This window comes from Paenibacillus lentus (assembly GCF_042714055.1).
Classification (GTDB): Bacteria; Bacillota; Bacilli; order Paenibacillales; family Paenibacillaceae; genus Fontibacillus; species Fontibacillus lentus_A.
The window spans coordinates 331,644-348,952 of record NZ_JBHGVC010000005.1 but is presented as its reverse complement, the minus strand read 5'-3'; the positions used below and the strand labels follow the sequence as shown (position 1 = coordinate 348,952).

Annotated in this window: 16 protein-coding genes and 1 pseudogene; 3 read left to right on the top strand and 14 right to left on the bottom strand. The window is 44.4% G+C overall.

Annotation, left to right across the window (positions count from 1 at the left end; all coding sequences use genetic code 11):
- Positions 1-3 precede the first annotated feature (3 nt).
- The gene (locus ACE3MQ_RS14165; RefSeq protein ID WP_379393650.1) at positions 4-2,334 is read right to left on the bottom strand and encodes a glycosyl hydrolase 115 family protein; all 2,331 of its coding nucleotides are present in this window, start codon (positions 2,332-2,334) and stop codon (positions 4-6) included.
- A gap of 150 nt (positions 2,335-2,484) precedes the next feature.
- Here ACE3MQ_RS14165 and ACE3MQ_RS14160 point away from each other — a divergent pair.
- Positions 2,485-2,603 (top strand): annotated as a pseudogene (locus ACE3MQ_RS14160) (Dph6-related ATP pyrophosphatase); the annotation flags it as partial.
- Between the two features lie 76 nt (positions 2,604-2,679).
- Here ACE3MQ_RS14160 and ACE3MQ_RS14155 read toward each other — a convergent pair.
- Positions 2,680-3,477 (bottom strand): SDR family oxidoreductase, encoded by a 798-nt coding sequence (locus ACE3MQ_RS14155; protein ID WP_379393649.1) that lies wholly within the window; start codon positions 3,475-3,477, stop codon positions 2,680-2,682.
- A 389-nt stretch (positions 3,478-3,866) separates the two neighbouring features.
- Between ACE3MQ_RS14155 and ACE3MQ_RS14150 the strand changes: the two genes are divergently transcribed.
- Positions 3,867-4,196, top strand: a complete 330-nt coding sequence (locus tag ACE3MQ_RS14150; RefSeq protein WP_379393648.1) for an RNA polymerase alpha subunit C-terminal domain-containing protein — start codon at positions 3,867-3,869, stop codon at positions 4,194-4,196.
- Positions 4,197-4,613: 417 nt separating this feature from the next.
- Here ACE3MQ_RS14150 and ACE3MQ_RS14145 read toward each other — a convergent pair whose 3' ends face one another.
- Positions 4,614-5,564, bottom strand: coding sequence for a 3'-5' exonuclease (locus ACE3MQ_RS14145; RefSeq protein WP_379394070.1), 951 nt, complete (start codon positions 5,562-5,564; stop codon positions 4,614-4,616).
- A 228-nt stretch (positions 5,565-5,792) separates the two neighbouring features.
- Between ACE3MQ_RS14145 and ACE3MQ_RS14140 the strand changes: the two genes are divergently transcribed.
- Positions 5,793-6,350, top strand: coding sequence for a hypothetical protein (locus ACE3MQ_RS14140; protein WP_379393646.1), 558 nt, complete (start codon positions 5,793-5,795; stop codon positions 6,348-6,350).
- A 257-nt stretch (positions 6,351-6,607) separates the two neighbouring features.
- On the opposite strand, the gene comI is transcribed toward ACE3MQ_RS14140, so the two are convergent.
- From comI to ACE3MQ_RS14085, 11 genes are all read right to left on the bottom strand, one after another.
- The gene (gene comI, locus ACE3MQ_RS14135) at positions 6,608-6,703 is read right to left on the bottom strand and encodes a competence inhibitor ComI (protein WP_019639195.1); all 96 of its coding nucleotides are present in this window, start codon (positions 6,701-6,703) and stop codon (positions 6,608-6,610) included.
- Positions 6,704-7,132: 429 nt separating this feature from the next.
- Positions 7,133-8,017 carry an AraC family transcriptional regulator gene (locus tag ACE3MQ_RS14130; RefSeq protein ID WP_379393643.1) on the bottom strand — a complete coding sequence of 295 codons (885 nt, stop codon included), beginning with the start codon at positions 8,015-8,017 and terminating at the stop codon, positions 7,133-7,135.
- 216 nt (positions 8,018-8,233) lie between these two features.
- A complete protein-coding gene (locus ACE3MQ_RS14125; protein WP_379393641.1) occupies positions 8,234-8,689 on the bottom strand; it encodes a hypothetical protein in 456 nt (151 codons plus the stop codon).
- A gap of 114 nt (positions 8,690-8,803) precedes the next feature.
- On the bottom strand, positions 8,804-9,655 hold the full coding sequence (locus ACE3MQ_RS14120) for an SDR family oxidoreductase (protein ID WP_379393639.1): 852 nt from the start codon (positions 9,653-9,655) through the stop codon (positions 8,804-8,806).
- Between the two features lie 21 nt (positions 9,656-9,676).
- Positions 9,677-10,834, bottom strand: a complete 1,158-nt coding sequence (locus tag ACE3MQ_RS14115) for a GNAT family N-acetyltransferase (protein WP_379393637.1) — start codon at positions 10,832-10,834, stop codon at positions 9,677-9,679.
- On the bottom strand, positions 10,806-12,188 hold the full coding sequence (locus ACE3MQ_RS14110; protein WP_379393635.1) for a F390 synthetase-related protein: 1,383 nt from the start codon (positions 12,186-12,188) through the stop codon (positions 10,806-10,808). Before ACE3MQ_RS14110 ends, ACE3MQ_RS14115 begins: the two co-directional genes overlap by 29 nt.
- A gap of 11 nt (positions 12,189-12,199) precedes the next feature.
- Positions 12,200-13,063: an MBL fold metallo-hydrolase gene (locus ACE3MQ_RS14105; protein ID WP_379393633.1), complete on the bottom strand. Its 864-nt coding sequence runs from the start codon at positions 13,061-13,063 to the stop codon at positions 12,200-12,202.
- Entirely contained in the window at positions 13,026-14,030 is a 1,005-nt protein-coding gene (locus ACE3MQ_RS14100) for an NAD-dependent epimerase/dehydratase family protein (RefSeq protein ID WP_379393631.1), read from the bottom strand. The genes ACE3MQ_RS14105 and ACE3MQ_RS14100 overlap by 38 nt, the downstream gene beginning before the upstream one ends.
- Positions 14,027-15,406 carry a YheC/YheD family protein gene (locus ACE3MQ_RS14095; protein WP_379393629.1) on the bottom strand — a complete coding sequence of 460 codons (1,380 nt, stop codon included), beginning with the start codon at positions 15,404-15,406 and terminating at the stop codon, positions 14,027-14,029. Before ACE3MQ_RS14095 ends, ACE3MQ_RS14100 begins: the two co-directional genes overlap by 4 nt.
- Positions 15,396-16,388: a beta-ketoacyl-ACP synthase III gene (locus tag ACE3MQ_RS14090; RefSeq protein WP_379393627.1), complete on the bottom strand. Its 993-nt coding sequence runs from the start codon at positions 16,386-16,388 to the stop codon at positions 15,396-15,398. The genes ACE3MQ_RS14095 and ACE3MQ_RS14090 overlap by 11 nt, the downstream gene beginning before the upstream one ends.
- A gap of 330 nt (positions 16,389-16,718) precedes the next feature.
- On the bottom strand, positions 16,719-17,255 hold the full coding sequence (locus tag ACE3MQ_RS14085) for a hypothetical protein (protein ID WP_379393625.1): 537 nt from the start codon (positions 17,253-17,255) through the stop codon (positions 16,719-16,721).
- Positions 17,256-17,309: the final 54 nt, after the last annotated feature.

Genomic DNA, 17,309 nt, shown 5'->3' with positions numbered 1-17,309 from the left:
CGTTTACATTATTGTACAGGTACCTACCGGCATTTCAATAACAATATGGCCTTCTGTCTCACCATTCATCGCGCTGCGGTCAATTTTTACTTGAATGACTTCCGTAGTTTTCTCTTTTCCGTCCAGGCTCCCGCTCGTGCTAGAACACTTCAGCCACGGATGATTGCATGTAATCTTATACTCCGCAGGAAGATCGCTAATACTGGAAATCGTAAATGAAGCTTCCTCCACATCCGGCTGTAAAAAATCATTCATAACTAATTTATTATTATGCCAAGCGCTCCCTTCACTGCGTTGAGTCGTTCCATCTACAGTTACCAATAATCTAGGTTTATTCGCAGGCAAAACATGCATGAGAATCGGATTGTGAGCTTCGTCTTCATTCCATTGCGTAAAGCCGATATGCTCGGAAAGCCCCATGCCGTACCACCTGCCATGATCTATCGTATGGAATTGGTTCACAAGCTCCCTATCTCTATTCATACATTCTCGAATCTGTTCCGCGAGCTTGTTGGCTTCCATTTTCCCGAGCTTGGCTTTGTAATGATTTTTACCTGTAAGCAGCCACATTTTCTGCAAATTGAGATTCCCGACAGCCGGATAATAGACTAGCCCAAAATAAACCGGCAAATCCGCTTCATCCACCGTCTTAACCAGTTCATTCGCCAGATCCAACAGGTGATCGATTTGATGCAGCAAATCATCCGTTTCCTTGTAATTTACCGGATGATATACATTTGAATTCATATGTTCAGGTCTGCGCTTATGGGCAATCCGGGTATAGCCTGTCACTAGCTCATATATCTTGGCTATATCACCCTCATCGAACACGCCGGCAAACTGCTTATGGATCCATTGCTTCGTATATAGATCCGTCTTGTTGATGGCTTGAGTTCCCCATTGTTCAAAATCATAAGCCAAGTCCAGAAAGTAAGATAACGGGAATTCTTGAGTTGCAATATCCCCCACATTGACGATCCAAAGATCGCGGATTCCAAAATCATAAGCCATCGTCATCTGCTCCCAAACTTTCGGGAGATAAGAACTGTTTATCCATTCAAAAGAGATGGGTCCGCCATGGTAATCAAAATGATAATACATTCCATATCCGCCTTTATGGCTGCGCATTTCTTCCGTTGGCAGGGTCCGGAGATTGCCGTGATTATCATCGCAGAGCATAAGGATGACGTCCTCCAGCTCCTCGGAGTTGATTAATCCAGGCGTATGCTCATCTCCATAGAAGAAAGGCTCCACTTCTTTATACAAAGCCAGCATTCTTGGAACTTCAGATAGGTTAGGATGAACCTGTTCCCGAATTAACCGGTTTTGGGTCTGCAGTACCTCTCGCAGCAGCTGGATATTGTCCGCAAGTGTAGCTTCTTTACCCATGATGGCCGTATCCGCTTCGCCCCGCATCCCGACCGTAATCACACTCTCAAATTTACCGCTCCGCTTCAGGCCGTCTTCCCAGAATTTCGTAATCCCTTCTCGGTTCGTGTTGAAATTCCAGGCGTCTCCATAAATCGAATCCTTACCGCGAAGATACTTATATTCCTCTCCATAACGCAAGCAAGGCTCATGATGGGACGCCCCCATGACGACGCCATATTCATCTGCCAATTCCGCATTAGCTAGGCCAGGGCCATCATCATAGAAACGAGCTGACCACATCGCAGGCCAGAGATAGTTCCCCTTCAATCTCAGCAGCAATTCAAACACATGCTCATACATTTCCGCATTAAACCCGCCGAAATTTTTCATCGTCCAATTGCCAAACGCCGGCCATTCATCATTGATAAAAAAGCCGCGAAAACGAACAGAGGGTTCCTTAGAGATATATTTCAAATCCTCAATTAAAGAAAAGGATGCTTTGCGCTGTGGCTTCACATTCGCCCAGTCCACCAACGGGGAAACCCCTAGCCGCTCCGACAGATGAAACAGACCGTAGATCGTACCGCGTTTATCGCTGCCTGCAATGACTAATGCTTTTTCGACGCCTTCAAAGGGACGATCGATGACCTGAAATAAAAATACTTCCCTCTTTCCCCGAATTTCTGACAAATTAATCAGCTGTTTCTCTTCAAGCTCGAGGAGCATGGGGCTGTGGCCCACGGTTCCATACAGAATTGCATTCTTCCCAAGCTGACTTCTGTCTGTGGTGGCTTGCGGTGCATAACCAAATACCAGCTCCACATCATGCATCACCTTTTGGGCAATCTTATTCACGCCGCTGAAAGCTTCCTCTTCCCGGTAAAATAACGCGCCTGACATGGATGTGCCGTTGTTTAAAGCGGTTACATTTTTTAAAATCTCTTGTGAAATTATGAATTCCATAGTGACTTCCTTTCTGCTGCTGTTTTTTATCCAGCTTAAGCCCTCTTCAATAATTACTGCAAAGTATACATAGATATGTTGTTAAAAGATATATATTAACTTAAGAAAAAGGCTTGCAAATTAAACAAGTTTTGAAGGAGAACGAGAGGAATGATCGTGACTTCAAATTGGAAAAGAGGCGCTTGTGGACATTAGCTTCTTTTAGCGGAGGAAAGGACAGCACGCTAGCTTTGTACAAAGCGATGAAGGTTGGAGAGGCCATTTGGCTTGCTCTGCGGTCGACTATGAACAAATGTCATAAACAAGTTGTAGGGCCATCCTTCACGGATGGCCCATAACACTCCCTTAGAAGCCGCCTCTAGAATGAATGATTTGGCCGGTAATCCATCGTGAATCATCGCTTGCCAGAAAAGCGACGAGTCGAGCCGCATCTTCCGGAAGACCAATCCGGCCCATCGGAGATTGCAACAGCAGTACATTCTTCACCTCTTCGGACATCCAGCCGGAATCAGTAGGACCAGGATCGACCGCGTTGACGGTAATGTGTAGTGGTGCCAGCTCTGCGGCCAGGGATTCGGTAAACACGGAGATGGCCCCTTTTGTCGCTGCATAAGCAAGATTTCCAGGCATAGGACCCTTCCCTTGGCCGGAAGTGAGGTTGATGATCCGGCCGCCGAGTTCGCTATTAGAGGAGCAAGCGTTGTTCTCCGCCTCGAGCATGCGTGCGAATTCGGCGGATAACATGAAGGTACCCCTAATGTTCACTGCACAATGAGCGTCGATGAGAGACTCATTTAATTGGCGGAAATCAGCATCAACGCTATACGTTGCATTATTGACGAGGATCGTGGGAAGACCAACTCTTTTCCGGACCTCCTCCAACAAATAAGACGCGGAACCCGGTACGGCGAGGTTCAAGCTCATGTGTGCAGCTTGAACGCCCAATAGCCGCAGTTCTCCTGCGAAATCATCGGGCCAATTTTCATCAGCAACATTTGGATAAAACTTTTTGTCGTAGTCATACAGATGTGTAAAGAACAGGTTAGCACCTTCACTAGCCAATGCTTGGCAAATCGCGGCGCCAATTCCGCCTGGACGGCTCACACCTGTGATTATGGCAATTTTATTTTGCAATTTGGTCATTTTTTGATATACCTCCCGTTAAGAGGAGGCGAGAGCTGCCCCTGGAGATGGATTCATCCCGCCGCTAAACAAAAAAGCGGATACCTCAAGTATCCGCGCAGCAGGTAATTCAAACGGTTGCTCGCGCTCCTTGAAATGGTTGAAGATCGGCATGAAGAACCAGAGCAATGGCGTATGCCATTACCGGATTCATGCGGATCGGTTTCAATCAAACCATTACAAGGATGTCCACATTAGCCTGCGAGTCCCCTTCCCCATCTCCATATTTTGAATTATAGGATAAACTTATAGTCATATCAAGGACAGGCGGTTGTAACAAATCGTCATTGATTTAATTATCTTCCAAGTACATAATTGTGTTAGCCAAGTTATGAAGGAGGATATCTACGATGGCACCTTCACAAAAGACATTAAAAACTTGCGATAAAGGACACCAATACTACAAAAGCAGTGATTGTCCAACCTGTCCGGTTTGTGAACAAGGAATGAAACTAGACACCGGATTCCTTTCGCTTCTTTCGAATCCTGCCAGACGGGCATTGCAGCACCACGGGATCACCACTTTACAAAAGCTATCGGCCTTTACTGAACGCGAGATATTGCAACTGCACGGCATGGGACCTCGTTCAATGCCAATACTTAGGGATGCTTTGCACTCCCAAGGCTTAACGTTCAAACCTAGTGACAAAACCAAAAAGAAAAAAGTGGTCGATCCATAAAGTCCGTGATGCTGTGAGAGCAGCGTTTTTTTAATTACTTTTAGCGCCCTGCAAAGGTTCAGTTGGAGTTGGCCTGACCCCTGTCGAAAAACTATGATACGGTACAGCTGCTGCCCCAATTCTTGCCGCAGTTGTGCGAAGGCGGCTTGGGTCTCTGGCTTCACCGCTTCAGAAGCGTCGGACAATTGGGACTTGCTGCTTTATCTTGTTTACATTTGGACATAGTTCGTGATCCCCGAGGCGATGCCAACCTTCTCCTCCGGTACGTTGCGGATGGAAGCCCCCATTACAGGAGCCACGGAGAGACCTATACCCACACCAGTCAAGAGCGGCCGTCAGATGACGCTCCACTCCATCGAAGCCGCGTTCAGCGATCCGTCCAGATAGAGGGGAAGAGCGAGAACCGCCAATTTTGCTTCAATCAATGTTCATATTCGAGATAAACGACGATTGCTCTCCATGGAAGGTTAACGTCAGGGCATGCATGGCTCTCGTGCACGCAATATACAGCAGGCTTCTGTCCATGTCCGTCTTATAATTCGAACCGTCAACCAACGGCACGATCACATGATCGAACTCCAAGCCTTTTGCCATATGGCACGAAGTTACCATAATCCCCTCATGAAATTGGTCGCTGCTGAAATTGAGCAGATGGACATCCTTATGAATATCCGCGATTTCTTCATAAATCTGCTCGGCTTGAGCTTGCGTCTTGCAAACGATGCCTAACGAGCGATGATCCGAATTCAGAAATTCCATGATCGCATGTTTCACATCCGCCAATTCGCCAGCCCAACCTTCAGACTTTTTGATCTGGGGGAACAACCCATGGCGTTCAATGGGAACGATCCTGCTGTTCGGGTTGATTTGTCTGGCAAAATTGATGATTTCAATCGTGGATCGGTAGCTTTTTAATAGTTCAACTGTATCCGCTTCGGGAAAAACCTTCTGAATTTCGGTGATCGATGAAGAGGAGTAAGGATTGACAGATTGGCTGCTGTCTCCCAGAATCGTCTTCTTGCAGGTGAACAGGCGGGATATTACGGCGTATTGAACGGGGGTATAGTCCTGCATTTCATCCACCAATAAATGTTTCACGGCATCGAAGCTCTTCACTCCTTCCACAAGAATCTGCAAATATACAAGTGGAAAAACATCAGAAAACTCCAGCACCCTCGCTTTTTTCAGCTTAAACAATTCCGGTTTGCCTATAAAATCATAAAAATCCTTATAAATCGCAAAGAGATTCAGGGATCTATCATTCTTTGTATGTAATCTTAGTAAATGAATGAGTTCATCCTCGCTAGATTGCTGGTAAGCACCATAGGGTGGCGGTGGTGGCATGTAGGATGGCGCTGATGCTGGCACTTTAGTCAAAAGACTATTTCCCACAGTTTTCTTAAGTAGGATCAAACCCGCCTTTTAAACCACTCCACGGCATCCCGAATCGCTTCGGGATGCCCAAGTTGTCTTCGCACCGAAGGCGGCTTCGTATTTCACATGATCGACGATATTGATATTTTTTAGAAGTTTATCTATACGTACTGCTATCTAATTATGATAGAATGGTAGGAAAATATTAGGGAGGGTCTTTCGTTGAAAAAATTTATCTCTGGTTGCCTTGTAGGTGCTTGTCTCATGCTAGGAACAACGGCCTATGCAGAACAAATTAAGCAGTTCATATTGACTCCTGTCACTTATCCCATAATTGTCGATGGCGTAGAGTATAAGGACGTTAAACGTCCAGTATTAAATTATGAAGGCAGCACTTATGTTCCTCTTGCTAAGTTAGGCGACATTACTGGTGTAGACTATGTTTGGAATGATCAACTTGGAAGAGTGGAAATTAACACCGGAAAGGGACAGTTTTATTCGGATTACAATGGTGATATACCTAATTATGCAAGTGTAAATGGTATCTCGTCCGGAAAAAGAATAGAGCTATCCGATGGAAAAACGGTGATGTATGCATATGATGTTACGAATGCGACTGATGAATATATCCAAAAGTATGTTAAGGAATTGGAGAAGCAGGGGTATATCTATGAAAGTGATACATCCGATAATGAGATTTCCTATTATTCCAAAGGAGATATCTTTGTAGGACTTACTGTGATGGGATATGATTTCAATGTCGTTATCTCTAAGGATTAATATATGTATGGATGAAGCGGCCCACTACCATTCGAGTTATATAAAGGTAATTGGATGCCATCTTCGTTTTACCTTCAACTTATTTTTTGTTCAATTGTATTTCACGCTTTGATACATTTTTTTCTTTGTGTTATTATATATGTAATAAAGACCAAGTGCTCGAACACTTGGTCAGTACAATTGGCTTGGATGGTTTATTCCCTTCTAAGTCGTATAGGAACAAAACCCACCTTTGGCCTTAACCTTTGGGTGGGTTTTTACTTTCTCTTGTTGTTATTATTGATGTATGTTAAAAGAGCAAGAATGAACGTTCCAAAGAGGAACATGATCGTTAATGCATCTTTTACTTCCATGGCTTCACCTCCTCCAAAGTTTCCGAAGGAAACTTACTTCGAAAGCATCTGCTCGAAGGGAAACCATGCCCACCCAAGATTCAATTGTAGTTATATTTTACCTTTATTTACATCTGCGTACAAGCGTTCTCAATTTGTTTTTATTAGTTATCTTAATCTATTATTTCCGGCTTAATGAGACCTTAACAAATCCCTCTACCTCTGGCCGAAACTTATTGTTTAATTTCTCCATTACCTCTGAACTTAAAATTAGGTTTCACTTGGTTTCTAATGTGTTATGTACTTTCTCCCTCTAATCGCTCCGGGCGACAAGGATCGTCAGGCCCGCTGCGTTAATGCTTTGTTATGTGATTACCGTCTTCTCAGTGCTATCTGTACCGGCAAGTTTTCATAAAGATTGGCCGCCATTATGGCGGCCTGGACTATCAATTATGCTTTTCGTCTAACGGGAATCCAAACCTCACAAGTGGATTCTGTTTCGCTTTCATCCATCCAATAATACTTCTCCAAGCATGGCCCTTCAACCTGTTCAAAATTTGAAGATGGAAACCATTCCGAATAAATCCGTCTCCAGACATTTAGAACCTCCAAGCCTATCTCCTCAGTCTCTGGTACCTTCTCATGGCTATCGAACACAGCATAAGTTTGGGCAGGAATAGAGAGGATCGCAAACTCTGGTGGTACTGTGTTGCTGCCCTTAGGCAAATCGGTTCCAAAGAGATAGCGTTTGGTGCCATCTTCATTAAAGTCGTAATGATAGCCGTTTAGCAAAGCATTTCCACTTTTACCTACCGCTTCATTAATTCGTGCAATTGTACCGTTCTTCCAAATTTCCTCTACGAAAGCCGGAATCTCCTTATATGGATCACTCTTGATCATGACATCCTTTCCGACAACCGTCAAAGCCTCTTCCTCTACAATTCGATAATTCATTTCTACTTCCCCTTTAATCTGAACTTGAAAGGAGATGCGAGGAAATGATTTGAGCTTCACGTTCTTTTTCTTGGCAGCAAGCGGCGTTACATCATGTAAGCGTTGAAACGCTTTAGAGAACGACTCTGGACTCTCGTAACCATATTTCAACGCAACCTCGATGACTTTAATATCCGTACCGGCTAACTCTTCGGCAGCCAGTGTAAGTCTACGGTTACGCAAATATTCAGTTGCCGTAAAGCCAGTCAAAGCATGGAACATCCGCTGAAAGTGATACTTTGATGACATCGCAGCTTTAGCAATATCCTCAACTTGAATGCTCGATTGTAAATTATCTTCTACATAATCAATCGCTTGCTGGAGCAATCGAAGTGCTTCCACTCGTTCTCATCTCCTTTCTGTATTCAGTTTAGAAGAACGACTAAATGGCTTCCGGTTCGTAAATGCTTCGTTTTGTCTGTAAAAAACTTGCCGTTATTTATGATACATTTGTTTACAAATGTTTTTTTTATAAATTGCCCGAATTTCAGATAACGTTCCTGTAATCACTCCCTTCACTTTCCTTACAACACAGGCACAACACCTAGATATTCATTCTCATAATATGCATAATTTTTTAAATATATCTTCATTGTCGACGAGCCAATATCTTTCCTTAACCGGTACTAACTCATGGAAACTTTTATATTCGCCTATCCAACCTTCTGGAACATAATCTTCAAAAGACATAGGCTCTGGAAATGACGAAAAGAATTCTCTCTTATCAAAGTCGACATAAATTGTAGGTAAAAACTCTAACACTTCGTCGTAATTCTGGAATACATCTTTAAGCTCCACGATCATATCAGTCAGTTCTAAGGTTGATACTTTATATTCCTTTATTTTATTTAAAAAAGTCTCAGCTGTTGATTCATCAAGAACTTCAATCCCAAATCGATCTTCCATTTCTATGTTCAAAAACCAATACTCTCTTTCAGTTATATACCAAGTCCATGAATTCTGAAATACTACTCCCACAATTAAGATTTGTGCATATTCTGGCAATAGCTTCATGATGATTACTTCCTTTTCCTCGATTTCTGATACGTTCCCGCATCAATGTACGACCCGGGCTTTGAAGCTCTTATCCTAGGCCAGATCCTCTGTTGTCTGGATATTCTTAATTTCCTATTTCCGGAGCTGGCGCAATACAATTTGTTCGAACCATTTCCAAGGGATAAGCGCCTTTCCCCATATCGCAGTCCATGCTCCCTTTCCTAAAACGTAACGCAATTTGGGATAGCGAGCTTGAACGATTCGCACCACCGTCCTAGCCACATCTTGTGGATCGCTTGCGCTGTTAGCTACGTTGTTGCTGTAGGCCAGAATGGCTGCAAGAGGCTCCTGATAGGGTGAATCTTTCTTTGCCCTCATCGAAATATAATCGAAGCCTTTGGACCAAATCGCGGTTTTGTATGCGCCTGGTTCAACTAAAGATACATAAACCCCGTATGGCAGCATTTCCAAACGAAGTGATTCACTGAATCCTTCCACTGCAAACTTTGAAGCAGCGTAAGGCCCGTATCCTGGAAAGCCAAGTCTGCCGCTGATGCTGCTCATGTTAATAATTTTCCCGTATTTTCTCGATCGCATATGTGGCAATACCTCTTGAGTCAGAGCAACAAGACCGAAAAAATTGGTGTCCATGGCATGCATCCAATCCTCTAGTGGAATCTCCTCCACAAAGCCACCAAGTGAGATGCCGGCATTATTCACAAGCACATCAATGCGCCCATAACGCTTCATCAGTTCATCCACGGTCTTGCGAATTGCTTGCCGATCGCTCACATCAAGGGAACAGCACTCTATATGCTGGCTTAGACCGTTTTGTTCCGCAGCTTGCATCAACGCATCCTGCTTCGTGATATTGCGCATCGTGGCAATGACATGATAGCCGCTTCCGGCTAATGCCAGCGTGATCAGTAACCCAAAGCCGCTGGATGTTCCCGTTACCAAAGCAATCGGTCTGTTTTGCATCATGCCCTGCATCCTCCTTTATAGTTAGAGTTTATATTTTCGAATCAAAGGAATTCCAATTTTGTTAATGACGGTTTGCAAGAATGACCAGCAAAGCCGCCGGCGAAGCGGTAAATGCGCATCGTAAACAGCCGAGTACTCGATCTCAGCCGCAGCACCTCGATTCCTTTTGAAATGAGCAGCACCAGAGCTTCTGTTTAATAAATAACCGTTCTCCAGCGCAATGTAGAATAAAAGTGCAGACAACATCCGGTACAAACCCATTTCTCTCGGCAGAGAAAGATCGTAACCGAGCAATGGGGTAGTCATGACTCCGTTGCGGCAAAAATAACCTATCACGGCATCAATGCGGCCATTTTTCCGAAGCGCCTTAAGATGAAGAATCTTATTCTTGAGTGCGAGAGCGATAAAATCTTCGTTAAATTGCGGATTGTACATCGAATATTTTTGCAAATACAAAGCATTGTACAGCTCCAATATTCGCGAAATATCTTGATCTGACAATTGTTCATTATCTAACATCTCATAGCCATGACGATCGATTAATGCATAGTCCTTTTTTAACAGTTTGCGTGACTTGGAACTTAACGAAGCAGACTGGCTAGGATGAACGAGATAGATTTGGCGGGAAGCTACCATTTTATAATTTAATCGGCGAAACTCCTGAATGATTTTCTCATGGTTCGCTTCATTAAGGGATCGATAGATGATCGCATAGTCAGGGAACTGCCCTGTGAAAAAAGAGTGAAGCGCCCTTAGTTGATCAGGTGTTAATTCGGGATATAAATTAGTTGAGACTAACCAGTTGTTTACATGAACCGCCTTATTGATCTGGCTCGCTTTAAAAAATTGCCCTAATCCGCTGAGCAGAGCTGACAAGCCTTTACGCAGCAGTGCATTTTGGAGCAATACGAGCTCTTGCTTGGCATAGCTTACATAATGCGTATAAGGAGAGCATACATAGGAATTTTCATATTGTGTTTCAGTGATTGAAATAGGAAGCACGATACCATCAACTGATACCGCCAAATACCTACCTTGAACATTGTTTATATAATGCGAGGGCTGGCGCTTCACGAACGGCAAAAGAAGCTGTTTAGCGTACTGCCCATCTTTGGTGTCCGGCCATGGCAGATCGTCTATGGTATCTGCATCATACAAACGGATCTGTATCCTCTCCAAGCTGAAATCTCCTTTCCACTCGGCGTAGTTTTTTCAGTTCGGTTAGCTCTCCCTGCTTATCGTATCTAGCGTAAATATCCTGTTCGTATACATTAAATTCAATAGCTGGCGGCTTGCAATTTATTTTAAGAAATAAATCATTCATGGCATGAGTGATGTGCTCTTCAATTTGTGCAGACCTAGAGCCAGCCTCATCTATCCTCAAGAAAATTTCAACGCGGTCAGGCGTATGCTGAATCGCTAAATACTCAAGCACTTGCTCGGAGGCATGAATAATCGCCCGGCTAATAAAGTCAGGAAATATCGGCTTTAGCCTGTTGTCATGCAAACTGTAGCCATAAAATATATCATCACAGCGTCCTTCTATGGACTCTATTGCTAAAAAAGGAGAGCCACACGGACATGGCTCAGCACGTTCGGTTAGGACATCATTTAATCGGTAGCGCACGATCGGTTGAGTCCTTCTCGAAAAGTCAGTAATAATCGGAACAAATCGACCAAGCTTCTGATCTAAATAATCTTTTTCAATGATCACAATATCTTCGTTCAGGTGAAGGGTGCCATGGGAGCAAGTACAAGCCAGAAAACCTTCCGTGCATTGGTAGACTTGATGAACCCTTTGTTCGAACTGCGTCTCTATTTCCTTCCGATCCAACGGATCCAGCACTTCGGCAACAGAGATGATTTTATGGGGATGGATTTGCAAATGCCCTTGTTGTCTAGCTTGAGCCAAAATCCGGAGCATCGATGGCGGAGCGACTATTAATCCTGGACGTTGCCCGTTCAATCGTTCAATATGCTCCTGAACCGGACTTAACAAATCATAATAATGAAATTGAAGCCGATTGCTGCCGACACTGCCATATAAATTGCTATTCGCCCTCAGAAAAAAAGCGATGCTCTCCTTTTGCAGCAGTGAGTTAGGCAGCATTTTAGCGAGGACTGTTCCAGCCCATGCCCTTCTTTCTTGCGGACTGACGAGGAAAATACCTCGATTTCCAGATGTCCCTGATGAGAGTCCGACCGTAATCGAACCGATGGTAGGTGCAAAATCCCGGCTGTTTTCCGCTTGATACGCAACGGCAAAAGCTTCTTCTTTCGTTATCCCCACCGTATTTAATGGGTCGAAATGCTCCATCATCAGCTCTTTATCAATGATCGGAAATTGCCGCCACTGGGCATCCGTATAATCCTTCCAAAGCTCTCGATAAAAAGCAGAATGCTTGCGGACAAAACGAACATGGCTTCGTACTCTCTCCTCCTGCCACTGTACAACCCCTTGACGACTGGCTGGCCATTGACGAAATTTTGTCCGCAAGTAGTGGTATACAATAGCTCCTTTGTCGATCAACATGACTCCCTCCCCTATTTAAGAGATTCCCCGATTTCGCTGCAATGGGATGGAATAATTCGATATTCTGGGTGCTGCTTGTGGAATTGGCATATGCGCTGGAAGCTTTCTTGATACTGCCGCCGGTCATCCATAATCAGGCCAGCAAGCCAATGGGGAGGCCGGGATTCCCGATACGCTCGACTGGACCATACAGCATCCGCACATAAAAAATACGGCTGGTCCCCAGTATGAAGTAGAACGCCAATTTGACCGGCAGCGTGTCCTGGCAAATCCACGGCAATCACACTTCCATCGCCAAAAAGATCCAAGCCCCGTTCAAATGGAAAACTAGAGGGCAGCGAGATTAGTTGTTGTTCATCTATCGGTAGAGAACGCTCCTCAAAATCACTCGGTAATAAGTCCGGCAGGAAGCCTGCCCGAACCGCCGCTAGCCCTCTGCGGTGCTTCATTTTATCGTAAGCTGCTTTTAAATAAATAAACGAAGCTTCAGGAAAATCACAAACCCCGGCAATATGATCTGCATGAAGGTGGGATAAAATTACATATTTAATGTCGCTTAATTTAATCCCCGCCTCTTTTAATTGGTAGACCGCCGTCTCCCTTTCTGGGATAGAAACAGGGGTCGCCTTTCGATAGAGCGAATAAGGAAAACGACTTGCTGCTTGGAAGAATCGTTCCGAATACCCCGTATCAAATAAGATCGGGCCTAACCTCGGATGCTCCATGCAGGCAAACAGAGCAGGAATTTGAATCGTCCGCCGCTCTCCGCCACGGATCGTTATTTTTTCAGATTGGGAGCAGCTCCCCGCCGAAAACAGAGTCAATTTGACACTGGTGCTAAATATGTGGGTCTCGTTGTTTGATCCATGTGACATATTCGGATATCCCTTCATCAACACTTTTAAGTGGTGTATAGTTCAGATCTTTTTCCGCCGCTGATATATCTAACGTAAGACTTTTTCCTAATAGACCCACCGTATAGCGAGTGAGCAGAGGTTCCTTTTTACTCCTGGTCAGGTGGGCTTTCCACTCTAGCAAGGCGGCTGCCCCGTAGGCCAGAGGATAGGAAATGTGTTTTCCGCGCAGCGGTTCCCCCAGCTTATCAAATAGACGTTGAAGTAAATCTATCAAAGCTACCGGCTCGCCATTGGTAATATTGTACTTTTTGCCTAGCGTCGATGTAGGGGAGGACATGCATTGGATTAGCGCATCAACCACATTATCGATATAGGTCAAATCCATCAGAGCTTGGCCGCCATTAATTAATGGAACACGTCCTTTACGGTTCGCTTGAAGCAGCCGCGGAAGTATCGCCTGATCCCCCGGGCCAAAGATCGCACGAGGACGGATGGTAATCACCGGAAGTCCTGCCTCAAAGGCAAGATCCACTTCTCCTTCGGCCAGACGCTTCGTTGCGGCATACGCATTCACTGCTTGATCTGGAAGTGGAGCTGATTCTGATACGTTAAAGCGATCGGTATAATCAAAATATAAGCTCGGTGTCGACACATAGATCAACCTGCCAACATGATGCTGCCAGCAGCCTTCCAATATATTTCGGGTACCAACCACATTACTATCATAAAAGTGACTGTATTTCCCCCAAGGTGAAGACAATGCGCCGCAATGAAACACAAAGTCTTGTCCAGCACATAGCTGAACGATACGCTTGGTGTCCGCAAGATCACAGGGGATGAAGGCGATACCTTCGTTTTTCAATTCCTCCCCTATGGATTCATTTCGTCCAGTCGCTGTAACCTGATAACCCAGCTTACTTAAGGTTTGTGCCAAGCTCCTTCCGAGAAATCCCGTCCCGCCTGTCACTAATACGCTTGAACTCATTTCTCTTCCTCACCATTCCATTCAATATCATTCGTTGATGCTTCTAATATCGAGATATGCTGCTGCCTGCTTACCTTTACATTCCACCAAAGAAGCCTAAACTGCTGAAAGAACGGCTGCGGATCTCGAAATCGAAACACAACGTCTTTACCACCCATGAATAACCGAAGCCACTCCTTGAATTTGAACCATGAACGAATCGAAAGCAATCCATAGGACAACATCGCCAAGGAAATGATGGCTTTATGACCCGGGCGCGGGGTTATGATCTGCTCTGACCCCTCTTCATGATGAAAAAGCGCCTGATCAAGCTGATCTTCCACTCGAAATAGGTGTATTCCGCTTGTTGCTCTTGGATTGCACTCAATAGGATAGACATGGCCAGCATCGGTGACGATAAAATCAAAAGAAATTTGCCCCGTAAATTGCCCTAAACTCACGAAGTGTTGGACCCAGCGGTCAATGTCTGGGTGATGTACAGCCTCGAAGCTAATACAAGCACCAGGCCCAGCCGTAAATCTCACGGGATAAACCGCATGAGCCGTCAGTTTCCCTTGCTTGGCTATACTGTAGCTGCAATAGACTGTACCTTCAATAAATTGCTGTGCAACCCAAGGCTGCTGTGGAGAGAGATGCTTCATTTTCTCCAATATTTCAGTCTCATCTGGTATTTCTGTTTCATCTGGCTCCTTGTTCTTCTCGCCCTTAGCAACTGTACTCGCTACCCTCGTTTGCACCATGAAAACCTTTGCCGCAAAACGGGAGTAGACCGGCTTAAAAACCCATTTTCCCGGGACAGCCAAGGCGGCCTTCACATCCTCTTGAGAGGTTAATAGACTTGTTGCCGGTACGAATAAATCAAACTCCCTCGCCTGGACAATAAATTCCCATTTACTATGTAAGCGCCGCAGCTTGTCTAGTGAATCCGTAAAAACTAGGCAATGCTGGCTTAAACGATCTAAACCTCGGGCAACAAAAAATATCTCCTCGCAAGTTGGAATCAGCCAATCTATCTTTTCTTGCAAAATAATTTCTTGGAGTGCGCTAATATAGCCATCTGGATCCTCATTGGGCTTTGGCACACTATAGTTTCGAACGATCGCGCGCGAATGATAACAAAGGTGAACCGGACAGCTCTCTGCCATGTAGACCTTATGCCCCGCCGCAGCAAGCTGACGAGCTAAATCCAAAGTAGCCGGCGCTCTTCCGCCTGTCAGCAATATCCGCTGATGCCGTCCTTCTTGTCCCTCTTGACTTTCTTGCCTCTCTTGGCTTTCATGCCTCTCTTGTCCTTCTTGCCTTTCCGCCCCTTCTTGCCCTCGCTGCCACCCTTGCCCTTCTTCCTCTCGTATTCTTGACCTTGAGTTAGTATTCAAGGATCATTCCTCCGACAGAGAAGCCTGCCGATGTGCCTAACAATAACAGCCGCTCTCCCCGCTTGATCCGCCCTTGCTTGATGGCTTCATGCAATGCCATCGGAATCGATGCTGCAATCGTATTTCCGTGCGTTGGTGAAATATTCACTAATTGGTGTTCCGCTATCCCTAGCTTCTTCGATATCAACCGCATAGCCATCGCGCTGCCTTGATGCGGAATGACGAGCTTCAGATCGGTCATCTTACAGCCCCCCGCTTGGAATAAAGCATCGACAAAGTCAGGCATTATTTGTGACGCCATTTTATAAATCGCTCGTCCATCCATCTCAAATAAGAATGGCTCTAGCTGATCGGTATGCCGGCGATGAATTTTCGTCCCTCCGCCTCTAATCTGAGAGAGATGAGCTCCCGCACTGAACGTTTGCATGGAGGAACAGATAATGCGGGAGGTTTCATGCTCCTCTGCCCTACTGATCACCACAGCCGCAGCCCCATCCCCAAACAAAGCCGCACTTTCTTTATGAGACCAATCTAAACCAACCGAAGCAACTTCAGACGCTACGAGCAAAACGCGATCATAACGCCCTGCCGCTACCATATAAGACATAACATCCAGTCCAGTTAAAAAACTTAAACAAGTCGAATTTATATCAAATGCAGGAACTCCGGAATGCTCTTGTCCCAATGCCTTTTGGATTAAAGAAGCTGTGCATGGAATGGACTGCTCCACGGTGCCGCTCGTGGATACAAGACAGTCGATATCCGAAAAAGTAAGCCCAGCATCCTCTAACGCAGCCTCCGCTGCCCTTGCTCCCATGAGAGAAGCGGATTCCTCTTTTACAACATGTCTAACTCTAACATCTGTTTTCTTCAGCACCCATCCGCTGGGCACACCTAATTTTTTATCTAAGTCTTCTGCTGTAATCACTTGCTCCGGCATATATTTACCCGTTCCTACTATCTTAATCTTCCGAACTTGCATCACATCAACCTCCAGTTGCTAGAACTTGTAACTACTCTATGAAATTCAAATTAGACCCCTCTTTATTTTGAAAACAATCCCATAAACAAATGGCTGACCACTCAGGCGCAACTATATTCCTACAACTTTCTACAATTTTCTACACTCTTCCCCAAGATTATAGCCTATTTGTAAAAGGGAGGAAATGACAAAAGGAGACTCCACGAAAGTGGAGTCTCTGATTTAAGTTATTTATTAGAAGCTTATAAAAAGATAACCGAAACAACTTCTCTGCTGATCTCAGTAATACTTCAAAGTAGATACGGGGCTAGGCGAAGGCCCTAATCCCTACTAAGATGTATTCCTCTCCTTATTAATGAACTGTTTGTAATAACCCCTAAATACTTCATAAACAGCTTGTATTTCTTTGATTTCCTCAGAGAATTTATTCTGTATCTCTGCTTTTTGTTTGTATTCGAGGTCAATATTGAAATCAGAGTCCTCATACTCATTTAGTAAATCAAAAAAATATTCACAAGGTTCTTTCACACCTTGGCAATTGTCAGCATATTGCCCAGACGCAAGTAGAAAACTAGCCCAAGATATTTCTCTTCGATTGTACTTTATGTACAAGCAAGCAATGTATTGATCAAACAAATTACTATTATAAAAATCAATAAATGGTTCTGAATTAATATATTTGTTGACTATTTCGATAGCGCTTCCTTGAAAGCGCACTGTTGCTAATTCAATTAGCCAATACGGTGGTTTTGTATATTCAAGAATTATATCATCACAAAACAACTGGAAGTGCTTATACCAGATTAATTTACTATCAAGCATGATACTTAATTTACAAGCAAATTCTTTATTAGGTTCTATCTTCATTGAATAACTCCTTATTAAGGACGTCGCCTAACGTTTCCTTATTCACGATATGCC